We start from the raw sequence: 14,293 nt of genomic DNA on the forward strand, positions 1-14,293 counted from the left end.
CCGCCGCCCCGCCGCCCCGCACCGCGAGCCCCGCACCGCGAGCGAGCGTGTTTGCACCCGACACGCCGCGCTTCGTCGTACAACCGCGCACCCTCGCGGCAGATGAGCGACCGCGTGATGTCTGATGGCGTCGTGACTGACGTTCTCTTCTGCGGCACCGAACTGGCCGCGCGCATCGAGACTGCGGAAGCGCAGCTGATCGCCGCAGGCTCGGATGCCGCACTTCGGCGAAACCCCGACCTCGCATTCGTCACACCAGTGGCAAGTGGGTTCGCCTGCTTCGGCGAGGAGGGCGCACCGTTCAACAAGGTCGTCGGCCTCGGCTTCGGCGGGGTGCCGGCCGACGACCTCATGGGCGAGATCGAAGGGGCATACGCGGCCCGCGGAGCCCCCACCCAGGTGGAGCTGACCAACCTGGCGAACCCCGAGATCGGTCAGATGCTGACCGGACGTGGTTACCGGCTTGTCGCGTTTGAGAACGTGCTCGGCAGGTCGCTGGACGCCGCCGCGAGGCCGCGGGTTTTCGAAGGGATTGAAATCCGTGAGTGCGGAGAAGACCAACTCGACGATTGGCTCGAGGTGGTGGTCGACGGGTTCGCCCACCCGGACACTCAAGGAGTCGCCACTCACGAAGACTTTCCCCGCGAGACCGTCGAGCGGGCCGAACGCGATCTCGTTGCGGCAGGCGCGCGGACCTATCTCGCGCTGAGGGGCGGAGTCGTCGCGGGCGGTGGCGGATTGCGGATCACCGACGGGGTCGCGCAGTTGATCGGGGCGGCGACGGCGCCGGAGCATCGCAGGCAGGGTGTGCAGACCGCCCTGCTTTCGACCCGACTTGCTGATGCCGCCGCGGCAGGCTGCGACGTCGCGGTCGTCACCACGGCACCGGGATCGAAGTCTCAGCAGAACGTGCAGAGGCAGGGGTTCCAGCTGCTCTACACGCGGGCAGTGCTCGTCAAGTGATTCGGAATATTCGTTACAGAACGGACGTACTGTACTGACATGGCGCGTCCCCGGACATTCGATGAAGACGAGGTCGTCGCGGCTGCCCGCGATGAGTTCTGGGAGCGGGGCTATGCCGCAACGTCGGTCGACGATCTGACGGCCGCCACCGGTCTGGGCAAGGGCAGCCTCTACGGTGCGTTCGGCGACAAGCACAACCTCTACCTGCGGGCGCTCGACGACTACATCTCGTCGTCACTCGATGAAGTCCGTGCCAGCCTGCGCACTCCGAAATTGAGCGCCTACGACCGGCTGGCCGGTCACATCCGGGGGCAGGCCAAAGCGCTTGTCGCAGACAAGGGCAGGCGCGGCTGCTTGATGGCCAAGAGTGCCGCGGAGCTGGGCGCCACCGACGACGCCGTCGAGAAGAAGGTGCAGCGTGCCTACGCGACATGGCGCGACGAACTGGTGGCCTGCATCGAACAAGCGCAGCGCGACGGGACCGTCGACGTCGAGCAGAACCCTCAGGCTCTGGCGAGCGTGCTTCTCGCCTTCATGCGCGGCCAGGAGGCCCTGCACAAGGGTGGGGCGAAACCCGCGCAGCTGAAGGCCGCAGCCGACGAGATGGTGTCCCTCATCCCGATCGGCTAGTGCTGCGGAATATATCCGCGGACTCTCGTGTCTCCTGTTATTGACCAAATGGTCCAGAACTGGAAGAGGCACGACAATGGCACTTCTCCTCGAAGGCAGGACGGCAGTCATCACCGGCGGCAGCACCGGCATCGGATTTGCGACCGCCAAACGATTCATCGACGAGGGCGCACACGTCTTCATCACCGGACGCAGGCAGGCCGAACTCGAAACAGCGGTAAAGGAACTCGGTGACAACGCCACCGGAGTGCAGGGCGATGTCAGCGATCCCGAGGACGTCGACCGGCTCTATGCCGCCGTCGCAGCGAGCGGGCGCCGGGTCGACGTGGTGTTCGCCAACGCCGCGATCCTCGAGGCCGCACCCCTCGGCGAGATCACCGAGGAACAACTGGACGACCAACTCGGCGTCGACTTCAAGGGCGTCGTGTTCACGGTGCAGAAGGCCCTTCCTCTGCTGAACGACGGCGGCTCGATCATCCTCAACGCGTCGACCACGGCGGCCCGGGCGGCTGACGGCATCAGTGTCTACGGGGGGATCAAGGCGGCGATCCGTTCGTTCGCCAGGACGTGGGCAAGTGAGTTGCGGGATCGCAAGATTCGCGTCAACTCCGTCAGCCCCGGCGCCACCGATACGCCAGGTATCGCCGTGTTGGCGAGCATGCTGTTTCCAGGGCCGAACGCAGAAGAGCAGTTCGAGAACTACCAGCGCAGCATCGTTCCGATGGGGCGCTACGGGACGCCGGAAGAGGTGGCGAACGCCGCGCTGTTCCTCGCGTCGGATCTGAGCAGTTTCACCACCGGTGCCGACATCCCGGTCGACGGCGGCATCAACCAGATCTGAACATTCAATCGCGTGAGCGGTGCGAGGGGGACTAGTAGAGCAGCTTGCGGTAGTTTTCCTCGCTGTAGTACTTCTCCAGTTCGTCGAGGCTCATATCCTGCTTGATCGCCTTGGCGAGCTGCGCAACGCTGGGCACCGCGGTCGGGTCCCAGCTATCCGGGTTCCATGCGTCGGACCGCAGAAATGCCTTGGCGCAGTGGAAGAACACCTCTTCGACGTCGATCTCCAAAGCCAGGATGGGCCGCTTGGCCTGCACGGCCATCTCGTCGAAGTAGTCGGCGCCGGCGAGGATGCGCGCCGATCCGTTGATTCGCAGGGTGTCGCCACGGCCCGGAATCAGGAACAGCGTGCCCACGTGCGGGCGCTGCAGCACGTTGAGGTAGCCGTCGACTCGCTTGTTGCCCGGCCGCTCCGGAATGGCGATCGTGGTGTCGTCGATGATGTGCACGAAGCCGGGCGGATCACCTTTCGGGGACACGTCGACGCGGCCCTGCGCGTCGGTCGTCGCAACGAAACCCAGCGGTGAGTGCGCCAACCAGTCCTGATGCGCGGCGGAGAGCCGCTTGCCGACCTTGCTCGCGACATAGTCGTTGGGGTGCCCGACGATCTCCCGCAGGCCGTCGATGCTGGTGACTTCACGGCGCGTTACATCATGCTCGCCTGGAGTTCATTTGCACGACGTCATTAAATGGCACGCTGCGCCGATGACAGACCTTCTCCGTCCACCCGCCGCCACCCCAACCGATACGAACGAACGCAGCCGTACCGGCCTGTCCGCCGAGGCGTTGCGACGCGGAATCGTCGACCACCTGCGCTACTCGGTGGGCCGGCCCGCCGCTGCGCTGCGCCCGGAGCATTTCTATCGGGCGACCGCGCTGGCCGTTCGCGACCGCATGCAGGACAACCGAGTGGCCTCGACGCAGACGTCCCTCGACCTTGGCAGGAAGGTCACCTGCTATCTGTCGGCTGAGTTCTTGATGGGGCCTCAGCTGGGCAGCAACGTGCTCAACCTCGGGATAGAGGACGCGGCCCGCGCCGCACTCGAGGGGCTCGGCGTCGGCTACGACGAAGTGCTGGCATGCGAGGAGGAACCGGGCCTGGGCAACGGCGGCCTAGGCCGCCTCGCGGCCTGCTATCTGGACTCGCTGGCCACGCTAGAGCGACCGACCATCGGTTACGGGATCCGCTATGAATTCGGCATCTTCGACCAAGAGATTCACGACGGCTGGCAGGTCGAAAAGACCGACAACTGGCTGGCCAACGGTAACCCGTGGGAAATCGCCAAACCCGACGTGCATTACCCGGTCAATTGGGGCGGGCACACGGAGTTCTACAGCGACGACGCGGGCAATCAACGCGTCCGATGGATCCCGGGCCGCGTCATCGAGGGCGTCGCCTACGACACACCGATACAGGGCTACGGCGTGAACACGTGCAACGTCCTGACGCTGTGGAGCGCGCGGGCCGTTCAGTCGTTTGCGCTGGACGCGTTCAACACCGGCGACTACTACAAGGCCGTCGAGGAAGAGGTCACCTCCGAGACGGTGACCAAGGTGCTCTATCCAAACGACGAACTAGAGGCGGGCAAGCACCTTCGGCTGCTGCAGCAGTACTTCTTCGTATCGTGCTCGCTGCAGCACGTGTTGCACATCATGGACGACCTTGCCGACGCCTCGGTGCACGACCTGCCTGAGCGATTCGCATTGCAGCTCAACGACACCCATCCCTCGATCGGCGTCGCTGAGCTCATGCGGCTGCTCGTCGACGAACGACGGCTCGACTGGAACGACGCCTGGGCGATCACGGTGGCGACCTTCGGCTACACCAACCACACACTGCTGCCCGAGGCGTTGGAGAAGTGGCCACTCGGCATGTTCGGCGCGTGCCTGCCCCGCCATCTCGAGATCATCTATGAGATCAACAGCCGGTTCCTCGATGAGGTCAGGGCGAAGTTTCCCGGCGATGAGGACCGGGTTCGGCGGATGTCGATCATCGGCGAAGAGGGCGGCAAGAGCGTCAAGATGGCGTATCTAGCCACCGTCGGCAGCCACGCGATCAATGGCGTCGCCGCGTTGCACTCAGAACTGCTCAAGGACAGCGTCCTCAAGGACTTCTTCGAGATGTGGCCGGAGCGGTTCTCCAACAAGACCAACGGGGTGACGCCGCGTCGCTTCCTCGCGCTGTCCAACCCCGGCCTGCGCGGGCTGCTCGACCGCACAATCGGGGACGGTTGGCTGACCCACCTCGATCGGTTACGCGGCCTGGAGTCGTTCATCGAAGACCCGGCGTTCCGTCAGCAGTGGCGAGACGTCAAGCGTGCCAACAAAGCTCGGTTGGCCGATTTCGTGAGAGCATCAACGGGTGTCGAACTCGACCCGACCTGGATGTTCGACATTCAGGTCAAGCGGATCCACGAGTACAAGCGCCAGCACCTGAACGTGCTCAACATCGTCACGCAGTATTTGCGGTTGAAGCAGAATCCGCGCCTCGAACTCGCCCCGCGCGCGTTCATCTTCGGCGGTAAGGCGGCGCCCGGTTACTTCCTGGCCAAGCGGATCATCAAGCTGATCAACGCCGTTGGCGACATGATCAACTTCGATCCCGACGTCAACCGGTTCATGAAGGTCGCGTTCGTGCCGAACTTCAACGTGCAGAACGCGCACCTGATCTATCCGGCGGCCAATCTGTCGGAGCAGATCTCGACCGCGGGCAAGGAGGCCTCCGGTACGGGCAACATGAAGTTCATGATGAACGGCGCGCTGACCATCGGCACGTTGGACGGCGCGAACGTCGAGATCCGCGAAGAGGCGGGAGCGGAGAACTTCTTCCTGTTCGGTTTGACCGAAGACCAGGTGCAGCAGATCAAGCGCGACGGGTATCGCCCGGCGGATCACATCGCAGCCAACGCCGAACTCGCCTCGGTGCTCGATCTCATTGCCGGAGGACACTTCTCGCACGGCGACACCGAGGTGTTCCGCCCGCTGGTCGACAACCTGCGCTACGACGACCCGTTCCTGGTGCTGGCGGACTATGCGTCTTACGTCGAGTGTCAGGATCGGGTGAGTGCGGCCTGGCAAGACAGAGACGCGTGGTCGCGGATGTCGATTCTGAACACCGCACGCAGCGGCAAGTTCTCCTCGGACCGGGCGATCGCGGAGTACTGCGACGAGATCTGGAACGTAAGCCCAGTCACCGTCAAAGTGGAGCGATGAACCTCTCGCCCGTCAGAGAGGCTCGCAGGTCGGGTTCAGCTCCGAGTAGTGCACCGCGGGCATGCCGTCCACGGTCACGAAATCGGTTCCGGGAGACCATGTTGTGCCCGGGTTGATCCACGGCGGCGCACCCTTGGGATAGGCGATCGTCAGGTCGGAGTAGAACTTGACGCCCTGTGGGCACGCGGCAGTCGGCGATGTCACCGGGTTCCACGCGTGCACGACAATGGGGTTCACCAGGGTGGCGCCCTGCGCGCAGTTCGGCTGGCACTCGACCGAGCTGTCGGTGCCGGTACCGCGCGCACCGTCGGAGCCCCACGCGCTCCACGTCATGTCCTGCATGACGCCGGTCTTGTCGCAGTTGTATGCGAAGGATGCCGGTCGTTGCACCGGAGGCTGGCTAGGGTCGTAGCACTTGCCGATCGCGTAGATCGTGGTGTCGGGCTCTGCTGGATCCGCCGACGCGGCCGCGGAGAAGCCGAAACAGGCGACCAGACACGCAGCCACCGCGAATATGCGAATCATCTGCGGATGTTAGCTCAATCGGCGAAGAGGGCGGCGAGTCGCCTCCGGTCCACCTTGCCGATACCGCGTCGCGGCAGCTCATCGACGATGTGCACCTGGCGCGGTGCGGCGGTCGGAGCCAGCGTCGTCTTCACGTGGGTCCGCAATTCGGACAGTGTCGGAGCCGGGTAACCGTCGACCGCCACCACGGCGGCAACCACCCGCTGACCCAAACTGTCGTCGGGGACGCCGAAAACCGCGCAGTCGGCGACCCGCGGATGCGACGCCAGCGCGGTCTCGACGAGGTGCGGAAAGACAGTCAGGCCGCCGGTGCTGATCGCGTCGTCGGTCCGACCGAGAACTCGGAGGATCCCCGAATCATCAAGGGCGCCAATGTCGTCGGTCACATACCAGCCTGGCTCTGCGAACGGGTCCGGATCCGGCGGATTTCGATACCCCTTTGCGAGGGTGGCGCCGCCGAGGGCGATACGGCCGTCAGGATCGATACGTACCCGCACTCCGTCCAGAGGAACGCCGTCGTACACGCATCCGCCAGCCGTCTCGCTCATACCGTATGTCCGCAACACCGAAAGTCCGGCCGCCGCAGCCCTTTCCGCAATACGTCCGGGCATCGGTCCGCCGCCGATCAAGATCGCATCCAGTTCGGCGAGTGCAGCGGATGCCGACGGATCGGCCAACGCCTTGTCCAATTGCGAAGCCACCATCGACGCGTAGCGACGGCCCGACCCCATCGCCGAGACCGCCGCGGGCAGCTCGGACGCGTCGAACCGTGCAGAGACTGCGACGGGCGCGCGGCCCGCGACCACACTGCGCACCAGCACCTGCAGACCCGCGATGTGATGGGCCGGCAACGCGAGCAGCCATCGCCCAGGGCCGCCGAGCCGCCGGTGCGTGGCATCCGCGCTGGCGGTCAGTGCCGCGGCTGTCAGCATCGCTCCTTTCGGCGTGCCCGTCGTTCCCGACGTCGACACCACGACTGCGACGTCGTCGTCGATATCCTCGCCGGCCCTCAATGACGTTGTCAGCAAACGGGTTTGATGTTCGTCGTCGGCGGGCACGGGAAGCATCGCCGGTTCGCGGCCGGCCAACACCGCCTCCACAGTGGTCAGCACCGACAGCGCCGACGGTCCAGACGGCACGGGGACGGGGCGGAGGGCGGCTATTCCGTCTCCTCGGCGTCTCGCGCGTCGTCGAGCGGCCACCCGTGAGCGGCCAGGCGGGCACGCACCCGTTCGACGTCATCCGGCTTGGGCAGTTCATCGGTGAACTGGGTGATCAGCACGCCGATGTCGACGTGGTCGAACTCGCCGCGGGTCAGTAATCCCTCTGCGACGGCCTTGACCTCATCGTCGGTGAGCCGCTGCTTCATCAACGCGAACAGCGGCACCCGATCCGGGCCGGGCACCCCCTCGGGATATCCGGAGGTAATCCAGTTCACGATCTTGGCGAGAAAATTGTTCACTGTGAACTCCCCTCCGGGCGGCGGCCGACGGCCCTTCATCCACGAGCACGATAGTAAATCCGCAGTCTTGGCGATGCCGGGCCGCCGTGGCACACGAACGCCCCCGAGACACTACGTGAACAGTGAATGAACAGATCGCCAGATTCGGCAAAGCGCCTGCTCGGAGGGCTCTCTTAGGGTGGCTAGCGGCTGGCCAAATCCGTTGAGAATCCCTCAGAATTGGCGCCATGAGCACAGAGATGATCATCCTGGTGCTGCTGATAGCAACAGCACTGGCATTCGACTTCACCAATGGGTTCCACGACACCGGCAATGCGATGGCGACATCGATCGCCACAGGTGCGCTGAAGCCCAAAACAGCCGTCCTGCTCGCGGGAGTCCTCAACCTGGTGGGCGCGTTCCTGTCGGTCGAGGTCGCGGTCACCGTGACGACGTCGGTGCTGAAGGTTCAGGACAGCAAGACCGGCGCTCTCATCCCGAATATCGATGCGTCGATGGGCCTGACGATCATCTTCGCCGGCCTCATCGGCGGCATCCTGTGGAACCTGCTCACCTGGCTGTTCGGCATTCCGTCCAGCTCATCGCACGCCCTGTTCGGCGGCCTGATCGGCGCGGGTCTCGCCGCGCTCGGCACGGCCGGCGTGAACTGGAGCGGCGTCACAACGAAGGTGCTGATCCCCGCCGTGGCCGCGCCGGTGATCGCGTGCCTTGTCGCCGCGTGCGGCACCTGGCTGGTTTACCGGATCACCCGCAACGTGGTGCAGAAGCGGCGCGAAGAGGGCTTTCGGTGGGGCCAGATCGCGACCGCCTCTCTGGTCGCGTTGTCGCACGGCACCAATGACGCCCAGAAGACGATGGGCGTCATTGCGCTCGCGCTCATCACCACCGGGCACCTCACCGGCGACGTCAAGGAGCAGGGCCTGCCGTTCTGGATCATCTTCAGCTGCGCGCTTGCTATCGGTCTCGGCACCTACATCGGCGGCTGGCGGGTGATTCGCACCCTCGGGAAGGGTCTGGTCGAGATCGAGTCCCCGCAGGGCTTCGCAGCCGAGGCGTCGTCGGCTGCAATCATCCTGAGCTCCAGTGCCGCCGGTATGGCGCTGTCGACCACCCACGTGGCGACGGGCTCGATCCTGGGCAGCGGTGTCGGCAAGCCCGGAGCTGAGGTGCGGTGGGCGGTCGCCGGACGCATGGCGGTCGCATGGCTGATCACATTGCCCGCCGCAGGTCTCATGGGCGCGCTGTCCTACTGGCTCTCTCACGGAGTCGAGTCGCTCACCGGCTCCGACCTCGCCGGTGACGGTCTGATCTTCGTCATCCTGTGTGCGCTGTCGTTCTACATCTGGTGGCGTGCCCAGCAGCAGAAGGTCGACAGCAGCAACGTCAACGCCGATTGGGACGCGACCACCAACTCCGTGGTTCCCGCCGAGGTTCGCGCGGCCGTCAAGGAGCCCAAGGACACGGCCGCGGTCTGACCGCGATCGCTCCCTGAAACAAAGGAAGATCGATGACTTACTTCGAAAGCATCTTCAAGGTGCTGCTTATTGGACTCGTCCTCGGCGCGGGCCTGCCCGCGGTCTTCGCCGGCGGGCTGGTCGCCTACTCCAACGGAGCAGGGGCCACAGAGGCCGATGGCACCACCCACTCGTCCAACCCGGCGATGAAGTATCTCGGCATTGCCCTGTTCGTTTTCGTCGGCTGGGTGATCATCACCGCCGTCGCCTGGATCACCAGGGCGACGATCATCCACCATTTCGGTTTCGATCCGTTCCCCTTCATGCCCAAGAAGTGACCCGAAAGGCATCATGACCGAGAATCAGACTGTTCTGGACAACGTCCTCGGGTGGCTGCACCAGGGTTATCCCGAAGGTGTGCCGCCGAAGGACTACTTCGCGCTCCTCGCGCTGTTGAAGCGGTCGCTGACCGAGGACGAGGTCGTCAAGGCCGCCCAGCATGTCCTCAAGGGAATCGACTCCGACGAGGTGACCGAGGACGAGATCCGCACCGCGGTACAAGGGGTCATCGAAACGGAGCCAAATCCGGAGGAGATCCACCAGGTCGCTGCGCGGTTGGCCTCCGTGGGTTGGCCGCTGGCGGCCGCTCGCTGACCTGAATCAGGCGGCCCTCGGCTCAATGAGCCGGGGGCCGTTCAGTTTCTGGTGTCGCGCCGCAGCGGGTGGGTTTCCGGCACCTGCACGAAGATCAGCGTGACGCCGTCGGGATCGGCCACCTGCATCTCGTGCAGGCCCCACGGTTCCTGCCTAGCTTCCCGCACGATGGGAACCCCGCGGTCGGCCAGCTCCTTCTCGGCGGCGTAGACGTCGCGCACCTGCAGCCAGAGCGTGCCGGAGGCGTTAGGCCCGCCGTGGCTGGCCAGTTCGACCAGTGACTGGCCCGCGTAGAAGACGGTGCCCGCCCCGTAGTCGCGGGCGATCGCCAGGCCGAGTTGGTCGCGGTAGAACCGCAGCGAGCGATCATAGTCGGCGGGCCGTAGGAGCATCCGGCTCGCGAGGATCTCCATGACTCTGGTCTATCACGTCGGGTGCCGGATTCGGCACAGGCGCGTCATGCCCCCGGCTGCAGTCGCTGCCGCTTCATCAGCGCGTTGAGCCAGCCCGGTGCGACGGTGTCGAGTGCTTTGGCGGTGACGGCCATCCGCGGGGCGATGCGCACCGGCCGGGTGCGGGCGGCGGTCACCATCCAGTCGGCGGCCTCGGCGGGCGTGAGTGCGGGCAGCCCGGCATAGGCCTTCGTCGGCGCGATCATCGGGGTGGCCACCAGCGGGTAGTACAACGTCGTCGAATGCACGCCCCTGTGCGCCCACTCGGTTTCGATGACCCTGCTCACCGCCGACAGCGCCGCCTTCGACGCGTTGTAAACCGCGAACAGCGGCGAGGATTCGCTGAATACGCCCCACGTCGCGACGTTGATGATGTGACCGTCGCCGCGCTCGAGCATGCCCGGCGCGATAGCGCGGATCAGCCGCAGCGGCGAGTAGTAATTGAGGGTCATCGTCCGCTCGACGTCGTGCCAGCGCTCGAGCGACTCGGCGAGCGGGCGGCGGATCGACCGGCCCGCGTTGTTGACGAGGATGTCCACGCCGCCGATCTCCTTCTCGACGCGGGCGCCGAGCGCATCGACGGCGTCGAGGTCGGCCAGGTCGCAGTCGATGGCCAGCGCGTCGCCGCCGTCGGAGAGGATCCGGTCGGCCACACCGTCCAGCAGGTCCTTGCGGCGGGCGACGACGACGACGGTGGCGCCTCGGCGGGCGAACTTCAGCGCTGCCGCCTCGCCAATACCCGACGATGCGCCGGTGAGCAGGATGCGCTTGCCTGCGAGGTCGATGTCGCCTTGGCCGGGCCGGTACAACATCAACTGGGGGGCGATCGGTGGTCGCATGCTGGCCAGCACCAGCTCGTTTGCCAGCCGCCGCAGCGGGCTCTTACTCACCCGTGGAGTCTATGGACCGCGATGAGTTGTGCGCCGTCGCAGGGTCGGTATGAGTATGGCGATCAACGGAACGCTCGATACCCGCTTCAGCGAAGCCTTCGAAGCCGTCGGCTGGCAGCAGGTCAGGGATGCGCTGACGGCCGCCGAGCTCTACTGGCTGACGACCGTTCGCAGGGACGGACGGCCGCACGTCACCCCGCTCGTCGGGGCGTGGGTGGACGACACGTTCGTGTTCTGCACCGGCCAAGAAGAGCAGAAGGCGCAGAACCTCAACGGGTCGACATCGGTGGCTGTCACCACGGGCGTCAACACGTGGAACGACGGGCTCGATGTGGTCGTCGAGGGCGACGCGCAACGGGTGACCGGCGTTGAAAGGTTGACGAAGCTCGCCGACGCCATCCGCGAGAAGTACGACGGCGACTGGGATTTCACGCCAGCCGAGGACGGCTTCGGCCACAGCGACGAAACCGGCGACAGTCATATCGCTCATGTGTTTCGCGTGCCGCCCGTCAAAGTGCTGGCGTTCGCGAAGTCCCCGCACGGCCAGACGACGTTCCGCTTCTAGGCCAAGTCCGTTCGGCGAGACGAAGACCCCCGATGCGACAAGTTCTGGACAGTGGACTAGCGTTCTGCATGTTCGTGAAGGGGAGTATTCCTCCGCGGCACTCGTCGTCATCACGGAAGGCCCAACGGCCTACCCGGCGGTGCCGGTCTCTGGCCACGGCCAGGGGCGGAAGAGACCTTCGGGCCGTTGCGTCATGCCGTCCGGAGGTCGACCGTGATTTCTGCCGTATCCCCCTTGGTTTGGGCCATCACCGTCGCGGTGCTGGTCGCGATCATGGTCCTCGACCTTGCGGTCATCGGCCGGCGACAGCGGACGGTCACCACCCGCGACGCCGTGCGTTGGGTCCTCATCTACATCGGCCTCGCGGCGGTGTTCGCCGTCGGGCTCTTCGTCTTCGCGCCGGGTTCCAGCGGCCAGGAGTTCGTCGCCGGCTACATCACCGAATACAGCCTCAGCGTCGACAACCTGTTCGTGTTCATGATCGTCATGGCCCGGTTCGGGGTGCCCGAGCTGGCCGAGGACAAGGTGCTCTACATCGGCATCGTGTTGTCGCTGGTCTTCCGCGCGGTGTTCATCTTCGCGGGCGCCGCGGCGATCTCGGCCTGGAGCTGGGTGTTCTACATCCTCGGCGGCTTCCTGGTCTATACCGCGATCCAGTTGGCGCTCGAGGATTCCGACGACGAGCCTGACTTCCGCAAGAACCCCGTGTTGCGGTTGCTGCATCGCATCCTGCCGCTGCGCGACGACTACGAGGGGCGCAAGCTCGTCACCCGTGTCGGCAAGCGGCCGATGTTCACCCCGCTGGTGATCGTCATCGCCGCGATCGGCATCGCCAACGTCGTGTTTGCGCTCGACTCGATTCCGGCGATCTTCGGGCTGACCAACGACGCGTACATCATCTTCACCGCCAACGCGCTGGCGCTGATGGGTCTGCGGCAGCTCTACTTCCTGATCGGCGGCCTACTGGAAAGGGTCGTCTACCTCAGCAAGGGATTGGCCGTCGTGCTTGGCTTCATCGGCGTCAAGCTCATCGTCGAGGCGCTGCACCACTCCCGCCTCGACCATGTCGGCTCATTCCATCTGCCCGAGATCGGAATCGTCACGTCGCTGCTGTTCATCGTCGCCACGTTGACCATCACGACGGTGCTCAGCCTGCTCAAGACGAGCCGCGACGCCCGCCGCGCCGCCGAAGCCGAGTGATTTCGGCGCGCTCGCGTGCGCTGAGCGTCGGTCAACGCGCCGAAATCGCTAGAACGCGCCGAAATCGCTAGAAGTAGCGGGGGAACGGGCTCCAGTCCGGGTCGCGCTTCTCCAAGAACGCGTCGCGGCCCTCGACGGCCTCGTCGGTCATGTACGCCAATCGCGTTGCCTCACCGGCGAATAGCTGTTGGCCGACAAGCCCGTCGTCGGTCAGGTTGAACGCGTACTTGAGCATCCGCACGGCCTGCGGCGACTTGCCGTTGATCGTGGTGGCCCAGTCCAGCGCCACCGTCTCCAGGTCCGCGTGGTCGACGACTTCGTTCACCGCGCCCATCGCATGCATCTGCTCTGCGTCGTACGGGCGGCCGAGGAAGAAGATCTCGCGGGCGAACTTCTGGCCGACCTGTTTGGCCAGATACGCACTGCCGTAACCGCCGTCGAAGCTGCCGACGTCGGCGTCGGTCTGCTTGAACCGGGCGTGTTCGCGGCTGGCCAGGGTCAGGTCGCAGACCACGTGCAGGCTGTGCCCGCCGCCTGCGGCCCACCCGTTGACGAGGCAGATGACGACCTTGGGCATGAACCGGATCAGCCGCTGCACCTCGAGGATGTGCAGCCGTCCCGCACGGGCCACGTCGACGGTGTCGGCGGTCTCGCCTTCCGCGTACTGGTAGCCGGTGCGGCCGCGGATGCGTTGATCGCCACCGGAACAGAATGCCCAGCCGCCGTCCTTCGGCGAGGGCCCGTTACCGGTCAACAGCACGACGCCGACGTCGGGCGACATCCTGGCGTGGTCCAGAACCCGGTACAGCTCGTCGACGGTGTGCGGGCGGAACGCGTTGCGCACCTCGGGCCGGTCGAACGCGACCCGCACGGTCGGCTGCGGTGCGCCGTCGATGACGTGGCGGTGATACGTGATGTCGGTCAGGTCGAAACCGGCGACTGGCTGCCAGAGCGCGGCGTCAAAAGGGTTCTCGCTCATGCGTTTACCGGATCGAAACGAAAGACCGGGCAGCGGCCTGCCAGTGCTTCGTACTCGTCGGGGTTGGGGCCGGTCACCAAGCCCGCGTTCTTGAGAAAACCCACGCCGGTCGGCACCTCGGTGGGGAACAACCGCAGCAATGGCCGCGCCTCATCGGGTGGCAGCTCCACCATCCGAACGCGTTCGGTGCTTCGGCCCTGGCGCAGCTCGACCACACCCGCGGCGCGCACGTTGGCGGCCCAGTCGCCGCCGGGCAGCCCCCCGAGCACGTACCGCTTGCCGTCGACGGCCATCGGGGTGATCGGCGTCGAACGCAGCTTTCCCGATTTGCGTCCGCGGACCGTCAGGATCACCGGCCCCTTGCCGCCGAACCCGAAACCGAGCCGCTGCGCGCCGATCATGACTTTGTTGACGTATTTCAGCCACCACGGCGGCCGAATGCGCTCGCTGTTGGACATACCGCGAC

Annotated in this window: 17 protein-coding genes; 9 read left to right on the forward strand and 8 right to left on the reverse strand. The window is 65.6% G+C overall.

The genetic code is table 11. The features are described from left to right. The first annotated feature begins 117 nt into the window (after positions 1-117). The 3 genes from D6M19_RS22965 (at position 118) to D6M19_RS22975 (ending at position 2,434) form a co-directional block, all read left to right on the forward strand. Positions 118-963 carry a GNAT family N-acetyltransferase gene (locus tag D6M19_RS22965; RefSeq protein ID WP_123027668.1) on the forward strand — a complete coding sequence of 282 codons (846 nt, stop codon included), beginning with the start codon at positions 118-120 and terminating at the stop codon, positions 961-963. 39 nt (positions 964-1,002) lie between these two features. After that, a complete protein-coding gene (locus D6M19_RS22970; protein ID WP_123027583.1) occupies positions 1,003-1,593 on the forward strand; it encodes a TetR/AcrR family transcriptional regulator in 591 nt (196 codons plus the stop codon). A 76-nt stretch (positions 1,594-1,669) separates the two neighbouring features. Beyond that, positions 1,670-2,434: an SDR family NAD(P)-dependent oxidoreductase gene (locus D6M19_RS22975; protein ID WP_123027584.1), complete on the forward strand. Its 765-nt coding sequence runs from the start codon at positions 1,670-1,672 to the stop codon at positions 2,432-2,434. Positions 2,435-2,465: 31 nt separating this feature from the next. Here D6M19_RS22975 and D6M19_RS22980 read toward each other — a convergent pair whose 3' ends face one another. Beyond that, positions 2,466-3,059, reverse strand: coding sequence for a pyridoxamine 5'-phosphate oxidase family protein (locus D6M19_RS22980; protein ID WP_123027585.1), 594 nt, complete (start codon positions 3,057-3,059; stop codon positions 2,466-2,468). Positions 3,060-3,138: 79 nt separating this feature from the next. Here D6M19_RS22980 and D6M19_RS22985 point away from each other — a divergent pair, with 79 nt between their 5' ends. Beyond that, on the forward strand, positions 3,139-5,646 hold the full coding sequence (locus tag D6M19_RS22985) for a glycogen/starch/alpha-glucan phosphorylase (RefSeq protein WP_123027586.1): 2,508 nt from the start codon (positions 3,139-3,141) through the stop codon (positions 5,644-5,646). Positions 5,647-5,658: 12 nt separating this feature from the next. On the opposite strand, the gene D6M19_RS22990 is transcribed toward D6M19_RS22985, so the two are convergent. The 3 genes from D6M19_RS22990 to D6M19_RS23000 are packed head-to-tail and all read right to left on the reverse strand — an operon-like array spanning position 5,659 to position 7,633. Beyond that, positions 5,659-6,171 carry a hypothetical protein gene (locus D6M19_RS22990; protein ID WP_123027587.1) on the reverse strand — a complete coding sequence of 171 codons (513 nt, stop codon included), beginning with the start codon at positions 6,169-6,171 and terminating at the stop codon, positions 5,659-5,661. A 14-nt stretch (positions 6,172-6,185) separates the two neighbouring features. Next, a complete protein-coding gene (gene menE, locus D6M19_RS22995) occupies positions 6,186-7,334 on the reverse strand; it encodes an o-succinylbenzoate--CoA ligase (protein WP_123027669.1) in 1,149 nt (382 codons plus the stop codon). Continuing rightward, entirely contained in the window at positions 7,331-7,633 is a 303-nt protein-coding gene (locus D6M19_RS23000) for a DUF3349 domain-containing protein (RefSeq protein ID WP_123027670.1), read from the reverse strand. The genes menE and D6M19_RS23000 overlap by 4 nt, the downstream gene beginning before the upstream one ends. Before the next feature lie 227 nt (positions 7,634-7,860). On the opposite strand from D6M19_RS23000, the gene D6M19_RS23005 reads away from it, so the two are divergent. Genes D6M19_RS23005 through D6M19_RS23015 form a run of 3 tightly spaced genes read left to right on the forward strand, consistent with a single transcriptional unit; the run spans position 7,861 to position 9,741 of the window. Next, positions 7,861-9,108, forward strand: a complete 1,248-nt coding sequence (locus D6M19_RS23005) for an inorganic phosphate transporter (protein WP_123027588.1) — start codon at positions 7,861-7,863, stop codon at positions 9,106-9,108. A gap of 32 nt (positions 9,109-9,140) precedes the next feature. Then, positions 9,141-9,425, forward strand: coding sequence for a hypothetical protein (locus D6M19_RS23010; RefSeq protein WP_123027589.1), 285 nt, complete (start codon positions 9,141-9,143; stop codon positions 9,423-9,425). 13 nt (positions 9,426-9,438) lie between these two features. Next, a complete protein-coding gene (locus D6M19_RS23015) occupies positions 9,439-9,741 on the forward strand; it encodes a DUF3349 domain-containing protein (protein ID WP_164478641.1) in 303 nt (100 codons plus the stop codon). Between the two features lie 41 nt (positions 9,742-9,782). Here D6M19_RS23015 and D6M19_RS23020 read toward each other — a convergent pair whose 3' ends face one another. Then, a complete protein-coding gene (locus D6M19_RS23020) occupies positions 9,783-10,154 on the reverse strand; it encodes a VOC family protein (RefSeq protein WP_123027591.1) in 372 nt (123 codons plus the stop codon). Between the two features lie 44 nt (positions 10,155-10,198). Next, complete coding sequence (locus tag D6M19_RS23025) at positions 10,199-11,083, reverse strand: SDR family oxidoreductase (protein ID WP_123027592.1); 885 nt, start codon at positions 11,081-11,083, stop codon at positions 10,199-10,201. Positions 11,084-11,138: 55 nt separating this feature from the next. Here D6M19_RS23025 and D6M19_RS23030 point away from each other — a divergent pair, with 55 nt between their 5' ends. Together D6M19_RS23030 and D6M19_RS23035 are read left to right on the forward strand one after the other, a co-directional pair. Further along, complete coding sequence (locus tag D6M19_RS23030; RefSeq protein ID WP_123027593.1) at positions 11,139-11,648, forward strand: pyridoxamine 5'-phosphate oxidase family protein; 510 nt, start codon at positions 11,139-11,141, stop codon at positions 11,646-11,648. A 234-nt stretch (positions 11,649-11,882) separates the two neighbouring features. Continuing rightward, complete coding sequence (locus D6M19_RS23035; RefSeq protein WP_268812330.1) at positions 11,883-12,848, forward strand: TerC/Alx family metal homeostasis membrane protein; 966 nt, start codon at positions 11,883-11,885, stop codon at positions 12,846-12,848. Positions 12,849-12,915: 67 nt separating this feature from the next. On the opposite strand, the gene D6M19_RS23040 is transcribed toward D6M19_RS23035, so the two are convergent. Then, positions 12,916-13,827 carry a 1,4-dihydroxy-2-naphthoyl-CoA synthase gene (locus tag D6M19_RS23040; RefSeq protein ID WP_123027594.1) on the reverse strand — a complete coding sequence of 304 codons (912 nt, stop codon included), beginning with the start codon at positions 13,825-13,827 and terminating at the stop codon, positions 12,916-12,918. After that, entirely contained in the window at positions 13,824-14,285 is a 462-nt protein-coding gene (locus tag D6M19_RS23045) for a nitroreductase family deazaflavin-dependent oxidoreductase (RefSeq protein WP_123027595.1), read from the reverse strand. Before D6M19_RS23045 ends, D6M19_RS23040 begins: the two co-directional genes overlap by 4 nt. Positions 14,286-14,293: the final 8 nt, after the last annotated feature.

Source organism: Mycolicibacterium stellerae, assembly GCF_003719305.1.
GTDB lineage: Bacteria > Actinomycetota > Actinomycetes > Mycobacteriales > Mycobacteriaceae > Mycobacterium > Mycobacterium stellerae.